At 63.4% G+C, this 18,662-nt stretch carries 18 protein-coding genes; 3 read left to right on the top strand and 15 right to left on the bottom strand.

Annotated features, from left to right (window positions below):
• Positions 1–37: 37 nt before the first annotated feature.
• The 10 genes from M2S36_RS01785 to mcpP all read right to left on the bottom strand — a co-directional run bounded on the left by M2S36_RS01785 (position 38) and on the right by mcpP (position 10,942).
• A complete protein-coding gene (locus M2S36_RS01785; RefSeq protein WP_333956612.1) occupies positions 38–2,239 on the bottom strand; it encodes an LTA synthase family protein in 2,202 nt (733 codons plus the stop codon).
• 135 nt (positions 2,240–2,374) lie between these two features.
• Positions 2,375–3,655 carry a hypothetical protein gene (locus M2S36_RS01780; RefSeq protein ID WP_207835121.1) on the bottom strand — a complete coding sequence of 427 codons (1,281 nt, stop codon included), beginning with the start codon at positions 3,653–3,655 and terminating at the stop codon, positions 2,375–2,377.
• Positions 3,656–3,701: 46 nt separating this feature from the next.
• Entirely contained in the window at positions 3,702–4,454 is a 753-nt protein-coding gene (locus M2S36_RS01775) for a hypothetical protein (RefSeq protein WP_233687425.1), read from the bottom strand.
• 45 nt (positions 4,455–4,499) lie between these two features.
• A complete protein-coding gene (locus M2S36_RS01770) occupies positions 4,500–5,180 on the bottom strand; it encodes a C39 family peptidase (RefSeq protein ID WP_333956611.1) in 681 nt (226 codons plus the stop codon).
• A gap of 62 nt (positions 5,181–5,242) precedes the next feature.
• Positions 5,243–6,553, bottom strand: a complete 1,311-nt coding sequence (locus tag M2S36_RS01765) for a heme utilization protein (RefSeq protein WP_333956610.1) — start codon at positions 6,551–6,553, stop codon at positions 5,243–5,245.
• Positions 6,554–6,602: 49 nt separating this feature from the next.
• On the bottom strand, positions 6,603–7,181 hold the full coding sequence (locus tag M2S36_RS01760) for an adhesin (protein WP_333956609.1): 579 nt from the start codon (positions 7,179–7,181) through the stop codon (positions 6,603–6,605).
• Position 7,182: 1 nt separating this feature from the next.
• Positions 7,183–7,617 carry a hypothetical protein gene (locus M2S36_RS01755; protein ID WP_233687424.1) on the bottom strand — a complete coding sequence of 145 codons (435 nt, stop codon included), beginning with the start codon at positions 7,615–7,617 and terminating at the stop codon, positions 7,183–7,185.
• Positions 7,618–7,914: 297 nt separating this feature from the next.
• On the bottom strand, positions 7,915–8,484 hold the full coding sequence (locus tag M2S36_RS01750; RefSeq protein ID WP_207835110.1) for an AAA family ATPase: 570 nt from the start codon (positions 8,482–8,484) through the stop codon (positions 7,915–7,917).
• Complete coding sequence (pnuC, locus tag M2S36_RS01745) at positions 8,481–9,047, bottom strand: nicotinamide riboside transporter PnuC (RefSeq protein ID WP_207835108.1); 567 nt, start codon at positions 9,045–9,047, stop codon at positions 8,481–8,483. The genes M2S36_RS01750 and pnuC overlap by 4 nt, the downstream gene beginning before the upstream one ends.
• Before the next feature lie 260 nt (positions 9,048–9,307).
• Positions 9,308–10,942: a methyl-accepting chemotaxis protein McpP gene (mcpP, locus tag M2S36_RS01740; RefSeq protein ID WP_233694194.1), complete on the bottom strand. Its 1,635-nt coding sequence runs from the start codon at positions 10,940–10,942 to the stop codon at positions 9,308–9,310.
• A gap of 299 nt (positions 10,943–11,241) precedes the next feature.
• Between mcpP and M2S36_RS01735 the strand changes: the two genes are divergently transcribed.
• Together M2S36_RS01735 and M2S36_RS01730 are read left to right on the top strand one after the other, a co-directional pair.
• Positions 11,242–12,072 (top strand): undecaprenyl-diphosphate phosphatase, encoded by an 831-nt coding sequence (locus M2S36_RS01735; RefSeq protein WP_003258998.1) that lies wholly within the window; start codon positions 11,242–11,244, stop codon positions 12,070–12,072.
• On the top strand, positions 12,065–12,478 hold the full coding sequence (locus M2S36_RS01730) for a DUF1294 domain-containing protein (RefSeq protein WP_333956608.1): 414 nt from the start codon (positions 12,065–12,067) through the stop codon (positions 12,476–12,478). Before M2S36_RS01735 ends, M2S36_RS01730 begins: the two co-directional genes overlap by 8 nt.
• 120 nt (positions 12,479–12,598) lie before the next feature.
• On the opposite strand, the gene M2S36_RS01725 is transcribed toward M2S36_RS01730, so the two are convergent.
• Positions 12,599–12,958 (bottom strand): MmcQ/YjbR family DNA-binding protein, encoded by a 360-nt coding sequence (locus M2S36_RS01725; protein ID WP_207835096.1) that lies wholly within the window; start codon positions 12,956–12,958, stop codon positions 12,599–12,601.
• Positions 12,951–13,853, bottom strand: a complete 903-nt coding sequence (locus tag M2S36_RS01720) for a LysR substrate-binding domain-containing protein (protein ID WP_207835094.1) — start codon at positions 13,851–13,853, stop codon at positions 12,951–12,953. The genes M2S36_RS01725 and M2S36_RS01720 overlap by 8 nt, the downstream gene beginning before the upstream one ends.
• Before the next feature lie 133 nt (positions 13,854–13,986).
• Between M2S36_RS01720 and M2S36_RS01715 the strand changes: the two genes are divergently transcribed.
• Entirely contained in the window at positions 13,987–14,598 is a 612-nt protein-coding gene (locus M2S36_RS01715) for an FMN-dependent NADH-azoreductase (protein WP_049277030.1), read from the top strand.
• Between the two features lie 54 nt (positions 14,599–14,652).
• Here M2S36_RS01715 and M2S36_RS01710 read toward each other — a convergent pair whose 3' ends face one another.
• The 3 genes from M2S36_RS01710 to M2S36_RS01700 all read right to left on the bottom strand — a co-directional run bounded on the left by M2S36_RS01710 (position 14,653) and on the right by M2S36_RS01700 (position 18,516).
• On the bottom strand, positions 14,653–15,855 hold the full coding sequence (locus M2S36_RS01710) for an NAD(P)/FAD-dependent oxidoreductase (protein ID WP_207835084.1): 1,203 nt from the start codon (positions 15,853–15,855) through the stop codon (positions 14,653–14,655).
• A 69-nt stretch (positions 15,856–15,924) separates the two neighbouring features.
• The gene (locus M2S36_RS01705) at positions 15,925–16,524 is read right to left on the bottom strand and encodes a helix-turn-helix domain-containing protein (RefSeq protein ID WP_063914864.1); all 600 of its coding nucleotides are present in this window, start codon (positions 16,522–16,524) and stop codon (positions 15,925–15,927) included.
• A gap of 39 nt (positions 16,525–16,563) precedes the next feature.
• Positions 16,564–18,516 carry an oxidoreductase gene (locus tag M2S36_RS01700; protein WP_207835082.1) on the bottom strand — a complete coding sequence of 651 codons (1,953 nt, stop codon included), beginning with the start codon at positions 18,514–18,516 and terminating at the stop codon, positions 16,564–16,566.
• Positions 18,517–18,662: the final 146 nt, after the last annotated feature.

The raw sequence follows: 18,662 nt of genomic DNA, 5'->3' as shown, positions 1-18,662 counted from the left end.
ACAGGCCGCGCAGGCCGGGCGATGAGCGGTACTGCGCTTAGCCCGAATGGGCGATATGCCCCTCGCTCAGTTCATCCGCTGCCTCATCTTCCCCAGGCAGCGCGGTGATCACGCTGAAGTCGCTGATTTCCACCTGGCCACCGCCATAGCCCAGCAAATGGAAGGAAAACGCCTTGCGTGCGGTCGGGTTGTCGAAGCTGAACTCCATCTCCAGCGGCTCATCGGTGGTGACTTTCACTTCGTCAGGCAAGCCCAGCGGTACGTCCTGCTCCAGCTGCTTGGCCTTGAGCTGGATATAGGCTGCGCGCTGAGGGTCCAGCGAGCGTACCTTGACCCGCACGCGGGTATGCGAGCCCTCGGGCATTTCCAGGTACTGGGCGCCGATCAGGTTGTCGGCCCAGTCATCGTGAATGCGCTTGCGCAGCTTGATCGGCGATGGGCCGCCGAACTGGTAACGCAGGTTGAGCGGTGTTTGCAGCAGGGACTGGTCGAGCACCCCGGCGAGGGCAACGATCTGCTGGCCGAGCAGGCTGTCGCCAGGGCCAAGGTAACGTGCCTGGTCGGCGATGAAGCCCTCGCTGGCGTAACGCCGGCAGCGCTGTTGGAAGTCGCATTCGGTGAACACGCCCTGGCCGTCGTGATAACGCAGCATGCCGTTGGTGTAGGAGATCATCTCGCGACCGCTGTCGTAGTCGCGGTACAGCGAGCGACCGCCGAGCGCCACTGGGATGGGCAGGGCAAAGTAGTCGAGCAGGGAAGTGGCCAGGTCAATATGGCCGTAGGTTCCGCGCTTGATCCGTGGCAACTGCGCCTGCTCCGGCGCCAGGGTGAGGTTGAAGCCCCAGGACGAGGCCAGGCGCACACCGTCGATGCCGTGGGACTCGTCGGAAGTTACCACCACCAGGGTGTCCTTGAGTACGCCCTGGCGTTCGAGGTTGTCGAGGAACGCCCCGAGCGCGTCGTCCAGGTAGGCGACTGCCGCCTGTTTCGGCGTGTCATAGCGCTCCAGGTATTCGGCCGGTGCCGAGTACGGCTGGTGGGTGCCCACGGTGAGCAGGGTCAGCATCCAGGGTTTGTCCTGCTTTTGCAGCTGCCCGACATAGTCCAGCGCACCTTCGAAGAAGGCCCGGTCATCCTTGCCCCAGGGGAAGTCCAGGTAGTTCTTGTTGCGGAACCACTCCTGGCCGTGCACCGCGTCAAAGCCGATGTGCGGCATGATGCGGTCCTTGGCCATGAAGCGCAGGCCGGCGCCTTGCAGGTAGTGGGTGGTAAAACCGGCCTGGCGCAACTGCGCCGGCAGGCAGGCCTGGTTGCGTTCGTTCTGGGTCAGCAGTTCCATGCCCTTGGGCGTGCCGTTGGCCAGTTTGTCGTAGTCACCGCACAGCATCGCGTACAGGCCACGGATGGTCTGGTGGGTATGCAGCACGTAGTCCGGGGTGTTCATGCCGCGCTCGGCCCACTGGCTGAGCTTGGGCATCAGCTCTTCGTCGAAGCGGCTGTGCAGGGCCTGGCGGTTGGGCCGCAGGTAGGCCCCGGGGATGCCTTCCACGGTGATGACCAGCAGGTTGCGGGCGTTACCTGGGCCGGCTAGCAGGCGTTGGCCATGCAGGTCGGACTGGGTCAGGCCAGTGCTGGCCAGGGGCGTGAAGATTTGCGTCCGGCCCATCCAGCCTTCGACCTGGCGTTGCAGGTTACCGGCCCCGGCCGACAGCAGTTGGTGGGTGAGGTTGTATTGCCGCCATTGGTCGGCGTCGGAAGGTACCAGTTGCTGGCTGCCCCAATGGGCGCCAAACAGCAGCAGCGGAATGGCCCAGGCCTTGCGTGGCAGTGGCTGGCTGCGCTGTGTGCGGCTGCGCCAGGCGGTGGCCAGCCAGGCCAGCAGGCCGGCGCCCATGGCCCAGGGCAGCCAGGCATGGGCCAGACCGCCACCGGTCGAATTGCCCATGAACTGCGGGTCGACCAGATACGTCAGGTCGGCGCTGGTGGGCAGGCGGCCCACCGCGCTCACCAATTCGGCCGAAGCCACCCAGAGGGCCACCCAGGCCAGCAATACGGGCAGCGCCAGCCACCACGGCCGACGGTGCAGCAGCAAGACCAGCAGGCTGCCGAGGGCAAGGTCGGACAGGTAACCGAGCGGGTTGGACCAACCCAGCATGGCGCGCGTACCCAGTGGGATCACCAGTACCAGGGTCGCCAGGGCGACAAGCCGGGTACGTGGGTGGTCTGACAGGTTCTTCACAAAAACATCCCTTTTGCCATTAAAACGTCATGCATCTGTGCTTGATGATAACAGGACGGGGCAATGAAGGCGGTCCGGGACAAGGCTGGTAACCAAAAGCCGGGCCCGTTCGCGCGGGCCCGCCGATGGCAAGTCTCAGAAGTAGTAGGGGAATTTCAGGCTGAAGGAAAAGTCTGGCGCGTCATCGGTCAGACCAATGGCCAGGTTGGGCACGATGGTCAGGTTGTCGGTGGCGGCGAAGGTCATGCCGATATTGAAGTTGGCCGCGTTGTAGTCGCTGTTGGAGATCGACTGCCAGTCGCCGCCATCCGGTTTGATCTTGCTCTTGCGGGCGAACTGGTCGGACACCGAGAACGACATGCTCATCTTCTCGTTCAGGGCAAAGGCGATACCGCCGCCGATCTGCCAGGAGTCCCCCAGCTTCACGTCACCCGGCACCTTGCTGTTGGCCTGCGGGCTGATGTCGCTGAACGAGTCTTCCATGTTGTAGGTGTAGGACAGGCTGCCGAACAGCACGGCCGGGTCGAAGGTCTTGACCAGCGAGATGCCTGGCGTGATCGACCAGACGCCGTTGCCGGTCGGCAGGCTTTCCGGCACTGACAGGTTGTCGTTGCCGGGCACTTCGCGCAGCTTGATGCCATACGGGTCCTTGCCGGTGGGTGCCTTGATGCGCAGGGTGGCCACGGCGTCGGGCCAGGTCTCCGATTCGTCGAGGAACTTGTAGGCCACGCCAACGTTGATATCGCCGATTTCCGGATCGCGAGTGACGGTTTCGTCGGAGGTGCTCGGCCCGGCACCGCCCGCGCCGCCGGAGGAATAGGTGGACTGGCGATACACCACCGGTACGTTGATGTCGAACTGCCAGCGCTGCGCCACGTTATAGCGCGCGGTCATGTCCAGGGTCCAGTTGTCTGCCTTGATCCGGTCGAGGTTGATGCTGCCCAGGAAGATAGAGTCCAGCGCCAGGAAACCGTTGAGCACCAGTGCCCGGGTATCGTAGTGGGTGTAGGTGACGCCGGTCTCGAAGCTGAACTTGCCGCCGCCGAAGAAGCCGCTGGCCTCGTCATACAGGTTGGATACGCTCTGTGCCGGTTCGGCGTCGGCGGTCAGCGCCTGGCCATAGGAGCTGCCGGTGGTGCCCGGCGCGCCCGAGGCCACTGTCTGCGCGCCCTTTACCCCTTCGGCGGGGGACCTGACCAGGCGTTTGGGTGGCGGCGCTGCCGGGGTTTCCTCAACCTGGCGTACGCGTTGCTCCAGCACCATCAGCGCTTGCTGCTGGGCTTCGTAGCGCCGTTTCAGCTCGTTCAGTTCCTGCTTGAGAGCCTCGACCTGAGGGTCGGCAGCTGCATAGAGCAATGTGGCCGGGGCCAAGGTAGTCAAGCATACAAAAGCTTGTAGCGTTAAAGATCGGTGCATGGAATTGCCGTCCCTGCCGACTACTTTTGATGAGACTGAGCGTAGATCAGTATCCGAAAGTGCGAAGACCTTTGAGCTGGTCGAGACTGCCGTTCAGCGACGCGGCTGTCGGCACGTTCTCGCGCATGACCACGTTGAGGGATGTGACGTTGTTGACGTGGTTGCCATTGCCAAGCAGCGTCGAGTTCTGCATCAGGCCACCCTGGGCCAGGCGCTGTACGCTGCTACCCTGGTTGTTGCTGGCATTGATGTTGAGTTGCACGCCAACACCGGTCGACGACACGCTGAACGAGCCTGCACCGTTTTCGCCGACCAGGGTCTGGCCCGCGGCCAGTACCTGGCCCTGTGGTTGTGTGGCTGGTGCCTGGTTGGCCTTGGTCACATTGATGTCAACGTTGTTGTAGGCAGTGTTGTTGTCACCGGCCGCGCGCACCACCTGGGTCACCCCTTCGGTGTTGTTGAGCCCGCTGCCGCCGGTGACCGTACCGTTGCCGGCGGAGGCAGCGCCGGCGGCGGTCGAACCGCTGCCTTTTTCGTCGATCAGCGACACATAGAACTGTGGCTTGATGGTCGACTGCTGGATCTGCAGGGTGGAAGTCGCACCGATCACCTCACCGTTGGCGTTCTGCCAGGTGCTGGTCATGACGATGCCGAAACTGACGATGCGCCCCGGCAGCACATAGCGCCCGCGCAAGTTCGCCAACTCCTGGTCTTTCAGTTCGATGGGCTTGAACGTTTCGGCGTGGGCCGGCAGGCTGGCTGCCAGGCAAACCACAGCGAGCCAGAATGGATTCTTCATTGGGTGCTCCCCGGAGCGTCGTGCTCCTTGTCGTTGCAAGCGTCGTTAGAAGAAGTCGCTTTTGATGAAACCGAAGTCCAGAAGCTCTGCGTCCTGCACCGGGGTGAAGTTGTTCACCCGGCCCTTGGCGGTCAGGGGCAGGGGCGGATCGAGCAAGACGTTGTTCTTGTCGTAGCCCTGGCCGATCACGGCGAAGATGATGCCGTTCCAGCCCTTGAGAAAATCATCGACCTTGTAGCGCTTGTGGCCCAGTACCGGGTCACCGATGTACACCCAGCCCTTGTCGACCTTCTGCATGACCACGAAGTGCTTGTAGCCGCGCACGTCCATCAGTACCACGACCGGGATGCGCACGCTGTGCAGGGTCTCGGGTGCTACCCGGTAGCCGCGGGCACGCATTCCCAGGCTTTCCACGTAGCGTTTCATGTCGAGCATCGAGAAGCCTTGCGTGCGCACCAGGTCCTGGTCGGCGTGGGCCAGCATGCCCTCGATGATCTGTTGTTCGTCGACATCCAGCCAGTAGGCCTGGCGCAGGATGGTGGCCAGTGCGGCGGCGCCGCAGCTGAAGTCGGTCTTCTGTTGCACCAGGTCGGCGAACTTGCGTTCGCGTACGCTCTGGATGGGCTTGAACACCACGGCACCACCCGGCAAGACGGACAGCGGCATTTGTGCCGCTTCGCTCACGCTGGTCAGGCACAGCAAAAACGCCAAGGCAATAATGCGCATTGTCGGATGCCTTCCGGTTCTGTTGAAGAAAGGCCCCCCGAAGGGGGCCTCAAGCACAACGATCAGAACGAGGTGTTGGAGATGGCCAGCGAGTTGCTCTGCTGGTTGCCCACACCGGCTGCCACGTTCACGCCCAGGTTGCCGCTGCCACCGTTCACCGAACCGCTCAGGGTTGCGGTGTTGGTCACAGGGTTAGCCCAGCCGGTCGGGGTCAGTACCTGGAAGGACACGGTATTGCTCAGGTCGTACGAGCTGCTTTCGCTGTAGCTCTTCACCACGTCTTTCGACGACTCCTTCTGCTTGCTACCCGATTTCTCGAAGGAGGAGTCGAAAGCTTCCTCGAACGAGGAGTCAAACGACTTCTGGAACGACGAACTGGACGACTTGTCGCGGGTTTTTTCGATGGACGCCTCAAGCGATGCGCTCAGCGAAGCGTCCACAGACTCGCTGCGAGTGTGGTCGTGACGGCCATGGTCGCGGGTGACGGTGTGCGAAGCTTCGGCGGCCGCTTCCAGGGTCGCGCTCAGCGTCGCGTTGTAGCTGGAGCTCGATTCCTTGTTGCGCGAGCCGCTGACATCCACCGACTTGGAGCCGCTGGCATCCCAGCTGTTGCTGCCCCGCTTCTCGAAGCTCGACGACGAGCTCTTGTCGATGCTCAGGTTCGACGCGCTTTCCCGAGAGGCACTGCCGCTGGCCGATTTGGTGAAGGTCAGCGTATCAACCCGGTAGGTGCGGTCGGCGCTGTTGTTCACCACCAGGCCTGGGCCGTCCTGGTCGGCAGAGGCGGTGGCCGTGGCGTTACCCAGTGGTGCGTGGGTGTTGGCAATGGCCATGGTGTTTTTCTGCTGGTTCAGGTCGCCGCCAGCAATGTTGACACCCACGTTGCCTTCAGCGCCGTCGGCCGAGCCGCTCATGATCGCCGAAGACTGGGTAGACCAGTTGTCGACGCGGTTGCCGTTGCTGTACTGGCGAACGTCAGCGGTGGCTTCGGCGGTGCCGAAGACAAAGCTGTTGTCCAGGTTCGAGTCGGACGCTGCGTTGGCAATGGCCGCGGCATTGTCCTGCTGGTTGCCGTTACCGGCCGCAACGTTGACACCAACGTTACCGCTGGCGCCAACGGCCGACTGGTTCATCTCGGCTTCGTTGATGGTCCCTTGGTTGGTGATGGTGTTGTCGGTGCTACTCTGGTTGTCCCAGGCATTGGCCGTTGCATACACAGGGATCTTGGTTGGAGGAGGCGTGTGATGACCATTGTTATGGTGGTGGCCGTTATGGTGGTCATTACGCCGATCATTTTGCCCAGCTTGTACAGCAACAGCCATGATCGCAGCAATTGCGAAAACCAGAGGCTTGATTGCCATCGAGGGTTTCATGGTGATTCTCCGTACTTTATAGGTTAAGTGTTGTTCTTAACTGGATGGGTCAATCCGCGACCCGTATGCTCAAGGTGTTGGCCATTCGGTTTCCCACCCCGGCACTCTGATTCAGCTGGATCACCCCGCGGCCACCGGTGAATGCCTGGTCACTGGTGGTGACCTGGCGATGGCCGGGTGGGGTGTCAGCTGGATCGGAGTTGTTGAACAGCGCCACGTTCTGTTGCATGAGGACGCTGTCGTCGATGCTTTGCGGCTGGGCACTGAGGCTTATGCGCAGTGCATTGGCTTGCTGGGTGTTGGCGCCGGCGCTCTGGTTCACCCCGAGGGCACCGCTGCCGTTGCTGAAGGCGTTGCCCTGGATGCTCGAGCGGGCATCCATCGCCGGGGCTGCGGGGGTGTTCAGGCGTTGGCGGATCAGCGTAGTGGCGCTGGCCCCGGGCCCCACGGCGAAGGCGCGGGCGTTGGCTTGTTGCTGCTGGTCACCGGCTGTCTGGTTGACCGACAGGTTGCCCTGGTAACGGCTGCCCGAACTATTGATGTCTGCGTTGTTGATCACCGGAACCGGGGATTGCGCGAAGGCCGAAGTACTGCACAATGTGGCCAGGATCAGCAGCGTGTGCTTCATCTCACTTGCCTCCGGTCAGGATCTGCAGCGGCGCCAGGCCGCGCTGCAAACTCGAATTGACCATGTTCGAGATGCCACTGCCCGAGCCTGTACCACGGCCACCGGCCAGGTTGGGCAACTGGGTCTGATTGTTGAGGTTGCCGCCCAGGTTGTTGGTCTGCTGGGTAATCAGTGTGCTGATACCCGCACCGCTGCTGATGTTGGCGAAGTCGCCATCACTCAGTTCGCTGGTTTGCTTGAGGATGTGGGCGGAAGGGTTGGCGTTGGCGGTGGTGGGGTTCGGGTCGGGTCGCAACGGCGGGACCACGGCGTTGCGTGTCTGCACATCACGGGTTATCACGATGATGCCGTTGTCGGCCTGGGCCGTCAGGCTCAACGAGCCCAGCACACAGCTCATCAGCAACAGGTAATAAAGGCCTTTGTCAGGTTTCCTCACGACGGCAACTCCTTCTATAGAACGCTGGCCCTGTTCAGCGATACGAAGGAGCGAGCAGAAGGTGTGCCGCTTTTGAGAAGCGTTTTCAGATCAACAGCTTAAGGTCAATGCCTGACAAACTGCGGCGTATTCTGTCTCAGGGTTGAAACAGGCAGCCGTGAGCGCTGCCGGCAAAGCCCGTGGTGGCCTTGATTGGAAGGGTCTTTGCAAGGGTGTATCAGCGGCTTGACACTACCCCCGAAGCAGGGGGAAACCCCGCAATTTCGGGGCCTTTGCCCCTTGGAGTGTGTCAGTGGGTTAACATTCGGTGGGGCAGGATGGCGCATCGCTATCAATGAGCTTAGCCACTGTTTGCAGTGCCAGCAACTGGCGCTGTGGCCAATTGCCTTCAATTATTTGGTATGCCTGGTCATGCCGTTGCAGCCAGTGCAGGCTGTCGTCGAAAAAGCGCTGGCGGTCGCTCAGTTCGGGCTGGCTGCGCTGGCCATCGGCAACCCAATCCACGCCCTGCGGGCTTAGCAACAGATGCAGGTGGTAATGCCGCGCCAGCAAAGCCTGTTCCAGCCAGGCAGGGCAGTCGTCGAAGAGGGCGTGGCTCCAGAGCATGTTGCTGAGCAGGTGGGTGTCGAGAATCAGTAGCGGCGGCGCCTGCTCGCGGGCGTGGTCTTCCCAGGCCAGCTGGCCGCGGGCGATGGTGGGGATATCGGCGTAGCAGGTGTCGCGGCCTTCCTGGTCGATGAAGTGGCGCACGTATTCGGCCACCACCACGCCGCCGAAATGCGCCTGGATCACCCCGCTGAGCCAGCTTTTGCCGCTGGATTCCGGGCCGCACAGCACCACCACTTTCATGGCCTGCGCCGCGCTCATGGCTGCACCAGCGCCGGGTCACGGCGCCATTCCAGCCAGCCGCGCACGGCAATCAGGGTCAGCACGGCGAAGAAGCCCGCGGTGAAGTACAGCTGCTGGTGCAGGTACAAGCCCACGTAGACGATGTCTACCACCACCCACAGCGGCCAGCACTGCAGGCGCTTCTGCGCCATCCACAGTTGTGCCACCAGGCTGAAGCCGGTCAGGCTGGCGTCCAGCCAGGGCAGGGCGGCGTCGGTCCAGTTGGCCATGGCCGCGCCCAGGGCGGCGCTCAGCAGCACCCCGACGGCGAGGCCGGTGAACAATGCCGGGCGTTGCAGGCGTGAGACCTGGCGGGCGTCTTCAGCATGGCCTGGGCGCTTCCATTGCCACCAGCCGTAAACTTGCAGGATGGCGTAGGCCAGTTGCAGCAGCATGCCCGAATACAGCTTGACTTCGTAGAACAGCCAGCCATAGATCAGCACCATGACCAGGCCGATCGGCCAGCACCAGGCGTTCTGCTTGACCGTGAGCCAGACAGCGGTGACGCCGAGGACGGCGGCGATGAGTTCAAGGCCGGACATCGGCGATCCTTGGAGACTACGGGGGAGGGGCGCGATTGTAGCGGGTCGGCCGGGGAAGGTGTAGGGCGTTGGGGCCACTCCCACAGGACTGCACATGACTCATTGAGTTAGCAGGGAGCCTGTGGGAGCGGCTTTAGCCGCGAATACCGGCGCAGCCGGTGCCAAGCACCGCGCTGGATTCTTCGCGGCTAAAGCCGCTCCCACAGGGTACGCGGATTGCTTGCAATTTCAGTTATCTACGCGACCACAGGGGCTTGGCCTTATACCCGGAACTGCCGCAACAGCTGCTCCAGCTCTTCGCTCAACTGCCCCAGTGCCACCCCGGCATCGCTGGACTGTCGCGCCGCATCGGCGGTCTGCTGGGACAACCCCGCCGTATCCAGCACATTGCGGTTGATCTCTTCGACTACATGCGACTGCTGCAAGGTGGCGCTGGCAATGGAGGCATTCAACGCGGTGAGGTTGTTCAGCGCCTGGTTGATGGCATCCAGACTGGCACCGGCCTCGCGGGCCTGCTCGACGGTCTGGCGCGAGGCCTCGCTGCTGGTGTCGATGGCTTTGACCGCAGCGTCCGACTGGCTTTGCAGGTGCTCGATCATGGTATGGATCTCGGCCGTCGACTGCGCCGTGCGCTGGGCCAGCAGGCGGACCTCGTCGGCGACCACGGCAAAGCCACGGCCTTGCTCGCCGGCCCGCGCCGCCTCGATGGCTGCGTTCAGCGCCAGCAGGTTGGTCTGTTCGGCGATGGAGCGGATCACGTCCAGCACACCACCGATGCGCGTGCTGTGCCCGGCCAGGTCACGGATCACCTGCACGGCCTGGTCGATGGTCAGCGACAGCCGGTCGATCTGCGCCAGGCTGCCGTGAATGGCCTCCTGACCGTGTGCCACCTGCTGTTGCGCGGTGCGCATTTCCCCGGCAGCCTGCTCGGCGGTCTTGGCCACGTCCTGCACGGCGTAGGTCACTTCGTTGACCGCAGTGGCCACCTGGTCCATCTGCAACGATTGCTGGGCGCTGTGCTGTTGCGCGGCCCCGGCATTGTCACCGACATGCCCGGCGGACTGGGCCAGGGCATGGGCCGCCCCTTGCAACTGGCCGATCACGCCTTGCAGCTTGCCGTTGAAGCGGTTGAAGTGCTCGCCCAGCTGGGTGATTTCGTCGCGGCCGTGAGTGTCCAGGCGCCGGGTCAGGTCGCTTTCGCCGCTGGCGATGTTACCCATGGCCTGCACTGCCTCTTGCAACGGGCGGGCGATGCTGCGGGCAATCAGCATGACCACCAGCGCCATCAGCAGAGCAATGGCCACGCCCACCAGCGAGGCATCGCGCAACTGACGGGCGAATTCGGCCTGCACGTCGTCGACGTACACGCCTGAGCCGATGATCCAGCCCCACGGCTTGAACAGCTGGATATAGGACGTCTTGGCCACCGGCTCGCTGGCACCGGGCTTGGGCCAGCGGTAGTTGACCGGCCCGGCATCCTGCTGTCGGGCCAGGGCGACCATCTCGTTGAAGACGGCAAAGCCATCGGGGTCGCGGATGGCCGACAGGTCCTGGCCGTCGAGCTTGGGGTTGGCCGGATGCATGATCATCTTCGGCCCCAGGTCGTTGATCCAGAAGTAGTCATCGTGGTCGTAGCGCAGCGCGCGTACCACTTGCAGTGCCTGTTGCTGGGCGGCTTCGCGGCTGAGCGTGCCGGCCGCCTCCAGGCCTTGGTAATAGGCCAGCACACCGGCTGCGGTCTGCACCACGTGGCGGGTCTTTTCCGCTTTGGCCTGGTACAGGTCACCGTGGATCTGGCGCAGCATCAGCAGGCCCAATACCACCAGCATGGCCACCGCCACCAAAAGGATCAGCCACAGACGGCGGCTGATAGACATCGATCTCAGGGTTTTCATCCCACAGCTCCCGCATTGTTCTTTTTATTCAGGCGCATCCAAGCATGCTTTGCGTCTGGCCCCCACCCGACTAATGGCTAAGTGCTATCCATCCAATAGTCTGCAGCAGGTTGTACAAGGCGTTTGCAAAGGCGCTCTGCTAGGATTTCGGCCGCGCCAGATGAAACCTTTAGGCGGCGTGAACTTTTCTACTGGCATTGCGCCCAACAGTCGCTGTAAAACAGCCGGGCCGCGTGCGGCAATTTCAAGCAAATCAAGAACAAGGGGCCTGCAACGAGCAGCGCTCCATCGGGGGAACGATGGATTTTTGGACTGCCTTCCAGGCAATCATCTTAGGCGTGGTCGAAGGGCTGACGGAGTTTCTGCCGATCTCCAGTACTGGCCACCAGATCATCGTCGCCGACCTGATCGGGTTTGGCGGCGAACGGGCCATGGCCTTCAACATCATCATTCAGCTGGCGGCGATCCTGGCGGTGGTATGGGAGTTTCGCGGCAAGATCTTCGACGTGGTCTTCGGCCTGACCAGCCAGCCCACGGCGCGGCGTTTCACCGGTAACCTGTTGCTGGCGTTCCTGCCGGCAGTGGTGCTGGGTGTGCTGTTCGCCGACCTGATTCACGAATATCTGTTCAACCCGATCACCGTGGCGGCGGCGCTGGTGGTGGGCGGGGTGATCATGCTGTGGGCCGAGCGCCGCGAGCACCGCGTGGAGGTGGACCACGTGGACGACATGCGCTGGAGCCACGCGCTGAAGATCGGCTTCATCCAGTGCCTGGCGATGATCCCGGGCACTTCGCGCTCCGGCTCGACCATTATCGGTGGCCTGCTGTTCGGCCTGTCGCGCAAGGCAGCGACCGAGTTCTCGTTCTTCCTGGCGATGCCGACCATGGTCGGTGCTGCGGTGTACTCGGGCTACAAGTACCGCGACCTGTTCCAGCCCGGCGACCTGCCGGTCTTTGCCATTGGCTTCGTGACCTCGTTCATCTTTGCCATGATTGCCGTGCGTGGCCTGCTCAAGTTCATTGCCAACCACAGCTACGCGGCGTTCGCCTGGTATCGCATTGCCTTTGGCCTGCTGATTCTGGCGACCTGGCAGTTTGGCTGGGTCGACTGGGCGACGGCTCATGGCTGAGGCCGCACGGGGGCAAGGGGGGGAGGGCGTACGTAATGTGCGCCTGAAGCTGCTGGTGTTGGGCCTGCTGTGCCTGCTGCCGGGTCTGGGCGCGGCGCGCATGGCCTGGGTCGATCAGGCCTGGTGGCCGCTGGCGCTGTACCCGGCAATGAGCCTGATCAGCCTGTTGCTGTATTGGCAGGATAAACAGCAGGCGCGTACCCAGGCCTGGCGAACGCCCGAGAAAGTGCTGCATGCCAGTGAGCTGCTGGGCGGCTGGCCGGGGGCGCTGCTGGCGCAGCAGCTGTATCGGCACAAGACGCGCAAGGTGTCGTACCAGTTGGTGTTCTGGGGCATTGTCCTAGTGCACCAGGTGTTCTGGGCGGACTGGCTGTTTCTTGGTGGGCGCTATCTGGCTTTTGGTTGACAGGTGGCTGTGCCGGCCTCTTCGCGGGCTTGCCCGCTCCCACAGGTACTACACAAGTCTTGAGGGCAGTGAAAATCCTGTGGGAGCGGGCAAGCCCGCGAAGAGGCCGGCACAGGGTATCTAGATCACCAACCCCACCTGCAACCGCTTCGGCAACCGCCGCACCACCAGCTGGTGCGAGCGTTGCAACGCATCACACAGCTCATCACGCCCCATGGGGTAGGGCAGCGCCATGCTGATCCATCGCGCCCTCGCCAGGTACGGCGCAGGCCGCACCCCCGGGCGGTCGCAATAGCCGAGAAACAGTTCGTCGGCCACCTTGAACGACAACCCCGCACCTGCCAGGTCGAGCACCGCGAACATCTTGTTGCCTGCCACCGAAAACACCCGAATGCCGCCCCATTTGTAGTCTTCCCGCGCACCCGGCAGGCTCAGGCAAAACGCCGCCACCTCGGCTTCGCTCATGGTTCGCTCAGACATACTTTTCTCCACAGGCCTCGAACGACGTCGCCAGATGATCGATCCACACCCGTACCGCAGGCAGCAAACCGCGCCGGTGCGGGTACACCGCCTGCAAGTAGCCACCCGGTAGCGACCAGTCGGGCAGCAGGCGCACCAGTTCGCCGCGTTCCAGCTCTTCCTCGCAGAACATGCTGGGCAGCGCGGTAAATCCGAGGCCAGCGCGTACAGCAGCATTACGTACTACGAAATCATCGATGGCAAGGCGCGGTTCAAGGGCGATTTCCTGCTGCTTGCCATGGGGGCCGAACAGGCGGAAGTGTACCAGCCGGTCTGCCTCGGCGGCGCCCAGCACCGGCAAGGAGGCCAGTTCGCCCGGTTCGCGGATGTGGTCGGCGAAACCAGGCGCGGCAACCAGTTGCATCTGTGCCTGGCGCAGGCGGCGGGTGACCAGGGCCGGGTCTTCATCGCCCAGGTCGCGCACGCGCAAGGCTACGTCGATGCCTTCGGAAATCAGGTCGACCCGGCGGTTGAGCAGCACCATGTCCAGTTGCACCAGCGGGTACTGCGCGAGAAATCGGCTGATCACATCTGGCAGGAAGGCGTGGGCCAATGCCACCGGGCAGGACACCCGCAAACGCCCGCGCGGTTCGCTGCTCATGCTGGCCACGGCTTCATCGGCGGCTTCGGCTTCCAGCAGCATGGCCTGGCAGTGGTGCAGGTAGCGCTCGCCCACCGCGGTGAGCTTCAGTTGCCGGGTGGTGCGTTGCAGCAAGCGTGTGCCCAGGCGTTCTTCAAGCTCGGCGATACGCCGCGACAGGCGCGACTTGGGGATGCCCAGCTGGCGGCCGGCAGCGGCGAAACCACCGGCTTCGACTACGCGGGCAAAGTAGAAGAGGTCGTTGAGGTCTTGCATGGGAATGTCTCACTGTTCCATCTGTGGGACAAACTAACGCATTTTTGCCGACTTATCAGCCATTGGTGAGGTCGGTAGGATTCTCCCCATCGTGATCGCCCAACATCGCGGTCTTCATTCACAGGAGAGTCCCATGAAACTGTTGCATATCGATTCGAGCATCCTGGGCGACAATTCCGCCTCCCGCCAACTGAGCCGCGAAGTGGTCGAAGCCTGGAAAGCCGCCGACCCGAGCGTGGAAGTGGTGTACCGCGACCTGGCCGCTGATGCCATCGCCCACTTCTCTGCGGCTACCCTGGTAGCGGCTGGTACCCCGGAAGACATGCGCGACGCAGCCCAGGCCTTCGAAGCCAAGCTGAGCGCGGAAACCCTGGAAGAGTTCCTGGCTGCCGATGCCGTGGTGATTGGTGCGCCGATGTACAACTTCACCGTGCCGACCCAGCTCAAGGCCTGGATCGACCGCGTCGCCGTCGCCGGCAAGACTTTCCGCTACACCGAAGCCGGCCCGGAAGGCCTGTGCGGCAACAAGAAGGTAGTGCTGGTTTCCACCGCTGGTGGCCTGCACGCTGGCCAGCCGACTGGCGCCGGGCATGAGGACTTCCTCAAGGTGTTCCTGGGCTTCATCGGTGTCACCGACCTGGAAATCGTCCGTGCCCATGGCCTGGCCTATGGCCCTGAGCACCGCAGCCAGGCGATCGATGCTGCCCAGGCGCAGATTGCCAACGAGCTGTTTGCTGCTGCCTGATCCTGCTGTCTTGCGCAAGCCTCTAAGGCTTGCGCGAACTCTGTGGGAGCGGCCTCAGGCCACTGGAATAGCAGGGTCAGCCGCCGCCAGCGCCGTGGCACGATCGGCTGCTGGCGGATAGATCCACACCGTATTGATCTGCGCCTTCAACACCTTGGCCTCGGCCTTGTCCTCCGGTGGCGACACCGTGCGCTCCCACCCTTCGGTATACACCGCTCCCCAGGCCCCAAGGTCCAGGCAGGTCACGTACTTGGGCTGGCTGTAGGTCTTCGGTGCCACGCCAATCAGCTCGGCCGCCGCATTGTTGCCTGCATGACGTCCCAACGGAATCGCATGCTGGCAGGACATCACCGCGTAGTTGCCAAGCTCGTCGCAGGCGGCGTAGGCCACATCACCCGCTGCGTACACGGCAGCATTGCCTGCCACCTTGAGATTGCCATCGACATGCAAGCGGCCCTGGCGGTCGCGCTCGCCACTGATCTGTTCGGTGAGCGGGTTGGCCTTGAAGCCCACGGTCCAGATCACCGTGCTGGCGTCGATGCGCTGGCCGTTGTCCAGCTGCACGCCGGCAGGGTCCACCGAGGCTACCGTGGCGCCACAGATCCACTCCACGCCCAGGGCCTCGGAGGCCTGCTCGATGGCGGGGCGGATGCCATCACCCAGGGATGCGCCAATCCTCGCCCCACGGTCGACCACCACCACGCGCAACGCCGGGCCCTCTCCGAGGATTTCGCGCAGGCGGGCCGGCAGTTCGGTGGCGGTCTCGATGCCGGTAAATCCACCGCCGGCCACCACTACGGTATTGCGTGCCGGTGTGTCGGGCAGGCTGGCCAGTGATTTCAGATGGGTTTCCAGGCGCGCGGCGCTGTCGAGCTTGTCGACATCGAACACATGCTCGATGCCGACCATGTCAGGCCGGTTGAGCTCGCTGCCGCAGGCCATGATCAGCCGGTCGTAGGGCAGGGCGCACTGGGTGCCGCTGCGGGTGCGGTAGCTGACGCGGCGGGCCGCTTCATCGATGTGGAAGGCCGTGCCTTGCACGAAGCGGACGTTGACGGCATCGAACAGCTCCTGCAACGGCGCGGCCATGGTGTGTACGTCGGGTTCGTAGAAGCGCGGGCGCACATGCAGCTCGGCCTGGGGGGCAAGCAAGGTGACCTCGACATCCTTGCGGCCATGGAGGTCAAGCTGGCGGACGGCGCTGAGCGCGCTCCACAGGCCGGCAAAGCCCGCGCCAATGATCAGGATCTGCTTCATGGTGGTGCTCCTCTAAAGTTCGGTTAACAAGGTAGACCCTGTTGCTGGATATTGGGGAGCGAGCATGCTTCAGAATGTTGGCGGCGTGATTACCCAGATCACCACGGCATCCACCTCGCCGGGGTTGCCATAGCGATGCGGTTCCTGGCTCGAGAAGCTGAAACTGTCCCCCTCACCCAGCTGGAAATGCCGTTCGCCCACCCATAGCTCGAAGCTGCCACTGAGGATGTAGCCAGCCTCTTCACCGTCATGGCTGTAGCTCTGCTGGCTGTAGCTGCCCGGGGGGAAGCGCGAATGCAGGATTTCCAGCTGGCGGTTGGGCTGGGGCGTGAGCAGTTGATCGACGATGCCATCTTCGTAGTGCACGCTCAGGCGGCTGTTGCGTCGTACCACATAGCCCTGGTCCTCGGGCGCAGTGGTGGCTTCACTGGCGAAGAACCACTGGATGGTTACACCCAGGCTGCGGGCGATGTTGAACAGCGCCGGGATCGACGGATAGGAGAGGTTGCGCTCCAGCTGGCTGATGTAGCCAGCGGTCAGTTCACTGTGCGTGGCCAGCTCCGCCAGGGTCATGCCACGGCGCTTGCGCAGGCCGCGAATGCGGCTGCCGAGAAACTGCGGCGCGGCGCCCCCGGCTTCGCTGGTGGGGGGCTGGGGGAGTTGGCTCATGCACGTCGGTCCATCGTAAAAGCTGCAGTATGTACAGCCTCAGAGCGCCCAGGCAACCGTCAGGCCATCATGAATCGCTTCTTCGACGGTACGCGGCGCCAGGCAGTCGCCAACGCGGCGCACCTCCACCAGGCCAGCCAGCTCCATGGCCAGGCGGTCTTCCGGTTGATGGCCCAGGCACAGTACCAGGGTGTCGATGCCTTCGAAGATCATCGGTTCGCCGCTGGCGGTGTGCTGCAGGTACACCGTGTTGTCGTCGCTGCCATACAGGCGGGCATAGGGTGTGATGGGGATGCCCAGGCGATGCAGCTCGCCGGCCAGTTGGTCGCGCACGTACAGCGGCAGGCTTTCGCCGCAATGAGTGCCATTGACCGCCAGTTGTACCTGGTGGCCCTCGCGCACCAGGCGTTCGGCGATGCCTGGGCCGATCCAGTCGCAGCGCCAGTCGATCACCAGCACCGAGCGCCCCGGTTTTGCTTCATTGCGCAGTATTTGCCAGGCATCCACTACCTGTAGATCACCGGTACGCTCGAACGCCGGCCAGTAGGGGGTGGCACCGGTGGCCGCGATCACCAGGTCGGGGCGTTCACGCGCGACCAGTGCGCGGTCGACCCGGGTGTTGCGCACCACTTCCACGCCCGCCAGGGCCATTTCCCGTTGCAGGTTGGTACTGGCGCCACCGAACTCGCTGCGCCGTGGCAGCAACTGGGCCAGCAGCACCTGGCCGCCGAGCTGCGGGCCCGCTTCGTACAGCGTGACCTGATGCCCGCGCGCAGCGGCTACTGCGGCGGCTTTCATGCCGGCGGGCCCGCCACCGGCCACGAGAATACGTTTGGGATGGGGGGTGGGTGTCAGCTGCCCGTACTGCAACTCGCGGCCGGTTTCCGGCCGCTGGATGCAGGAAATGGGCAGGCCACGGTGGAAATGGCCGATGCAGGCCTGGTTGCAGGCAATGCAGGCACGTACGTCCTCGACCTGGCCCTGCTCGGTCTTGTTCGGCATCTGCGGGTCGCAGATCAGCGCACGGGTCATGCCGCAGACATCGGCCTGGCCACGGGCCAGGATCAGTTCGGCTTCCTGTGGCTGGTTGATACGGCCGGTGACGAACAGCGGGATATCCAGGTGTTGCTTGAAGGTGCCGGCCTCACGGGCCAGGTATGCCGGCTCGATGGCCATCGGCGGCACGATATGCACCGCGCCGCCCAGGGACGCCGACGTGCCGGCAACGATGTGCAGGTAATCGAGCTGGCCCTGCAGGGCAACCGCTGCGGCCAGCGACTCGTCCTCGCTCAGCCCCTGGCTGTCGCGCTCGTCGGCACTGATGCGCAGGCCGATGATGAACTGCTCGTCGGTGGCCGCGCGTACGGCGGCCAGCACTTCGCGCAGGAACCGCAGGCGCTGCTCCAGTTCACCGTTGTAGCCGTCTGTGCGCTGGTTTACCCGCGGGTTGAGGAACTGCGCAGGCAGGTAGCCATGGCTGGCCACCACTTCAACGCCATCCAGCCCGGCCTGGTGCAGGCGGCGTGCAGCGCTGGCATAGCCCTGAACGATCTCGTCGATCATTGCCTGGTCCAGTGCGCGCGGCATCACCCGGAAGCGTTCATTGGGCACCGCGGATGCCGAGTAGGCCACCGCCAGCAAGCCGTCCGCCGATTCCATGATCTCCCGCCCAGGGTGGAACAGTTGCGACAGCACCACGGTGCCATGCTCATGGCAGGCCTCGGCAAGCTGGCGGTAGCCCTCGATGCAGGCATCGTCGGTGGCCATCAGCACATGCGAGGTGTAGCGGGCGCTGTCATGAACCCCGGCCACCTGCAGCACGATCAGGCCGACGCCACCGGCAGCGCGGGCGCGCTGGTAGGCGATGAGCTTGTCGTTGACCAGGTTGTCGGTGGGCAGGCAGGTGTCGTGGCCGGTGGACATGATGCGGTTTTTCAAGCGTTTGCCGCGGATCTGCAAGGCGTCGAACAGGTGAGGGAAGGCGGTCTGCATACAGGCGGCTCCGGTGCGGTGTTGTTCTTGTTTTGTTATGAAAGTGTAGCGCCAGTAAAAAATCAACTTGTTTTTTTACTGCTCGGCGACTAGGTTTTTCTCACCCTCGTGGCGAGGGCGTGACCTCACTACAACAAGAAAACGGG

This window comes from Pseudomonas sp. SF2, assembly GCF_036858055.1.
GTDB lineage: Bacteria > Pseudomonadota > Gammaproteobacteria > Pseudomonadales > Pseudomonadaceae > Aquipseudomonas.
Note: the sequence above shows the minus strand (reverse complement) of the source record. Positions and strands in the feature narration are given on the sequence as shown.

Coding starts and splice junctions, on each gene's coding strand:
- M2S36_RS01750 (WP_207835110.1), bottom strand. CDS start 8,484: ATGAGCGCGGCGCAGGCCATGAAAGTGGTGGTGCTGTGCGGCCCGGAA.
- M2S36_RS01765 (WP_333956610.1), bottom strand. CDS start 6,553: ATGAAACCCTCGATGGCAATCAAGCCTCTGGTTTTCGCAATTGCTGCG.
- M2S36_RS01710 (WP_207835084.1), bottom strand. CDS start 15,855: ATGAAGCAGATCCTGATCATTGGCGCGGGCTTTGCCGGCCTGTGGAGC.
- M2S36_RS01770 (WP_333956611.1), bottom strand. CDS start 5,180: ATGCGCATTATTGCCTTGGCGTTTTTGCTGTGCCTGACCAGCGTGAGC.
- M2S36_RS01775 (WP_233687425.1), bottom strand. CDS start 4,454: ATGAAGAATCCATTCTGGCTCGCTGTGGTTTGCCTGGCAGCCAGCCTG.
- pnuC (WP_207835108.1), bottom strand. CDS start 9,047: ATGTCCGGCCTTGAACTCATCGCCGCCGTCCTCGGCGTCACCGCTGTC.
- M2S36_RS01780 (WP_207835121.1), bottom strand. CDS start 3,655: ATGCACCGATCTTTAACGCTACAAGCTTTTGTATGCTTGACTACCTTG.
- M2S36_RS01735 (WP_003258998.1), top strand. CDS start 11,242: ATGGATTTTTGGACTGCCTTCCAGGCAATCATCTTAGGCGTGGTCGAA.
- M2S36_RS01760 (WP_333956609.1), bottom strand. CDS start 7,181: ATGAAGCACACGCTGCTGATCCTGGCCACATTGTGCAGTACTTCGGCC.
- M2S36_RS01730 (WP_333956608.1), top strand. CDS start 12,065: ATGGCTGAGGCCGCACGGGGGCAAGGGGGGGAGGGCGTACGTAATGTG.
- M2S36_RS01720 (WP_207835094.1), bottom strand. CDS start 13,853: ATGCAAGACCTCAACGACCTCTTCTACTTTGCCCGCGTAGTCGAAGCC.
- M2S36_RS01715 (WP_049277030.1), top strand. CDS start 13,987: ATGAAACTGTTGCATATCGATTCGAGCATCCTGGGCGACAATTCCGCC.
- M2S36_RS01705 (WP_063914864.1), bottom strand. CDS start 16,524: ATGAGCCAACTCCCCCAGCCCCCCACCAGCGAAGCCGGGGGCGCCGCG.
- M2S36_RS01725 (WP_207835096.1), bottom strand. CDS start 12,958: ATGTCTGAGCGAACCATGAGCGAAGCCGAGGTGGCGGCGTTTTGCCTG.
- M2S36_RS01700 (WP_207835082.1), bottom strand. CDS start 18,516: ATGCAGACCGCCTTCCCTCACCTGTTCGACGCCTTGCAGATCCGCGGC.
- mcpP (WP_233694194.1), bottom strand. CDS start 10,942: ATGAAAACCCTGAGATCGATGTCTATCAGCCGCCGTCTGTGGCTGATC.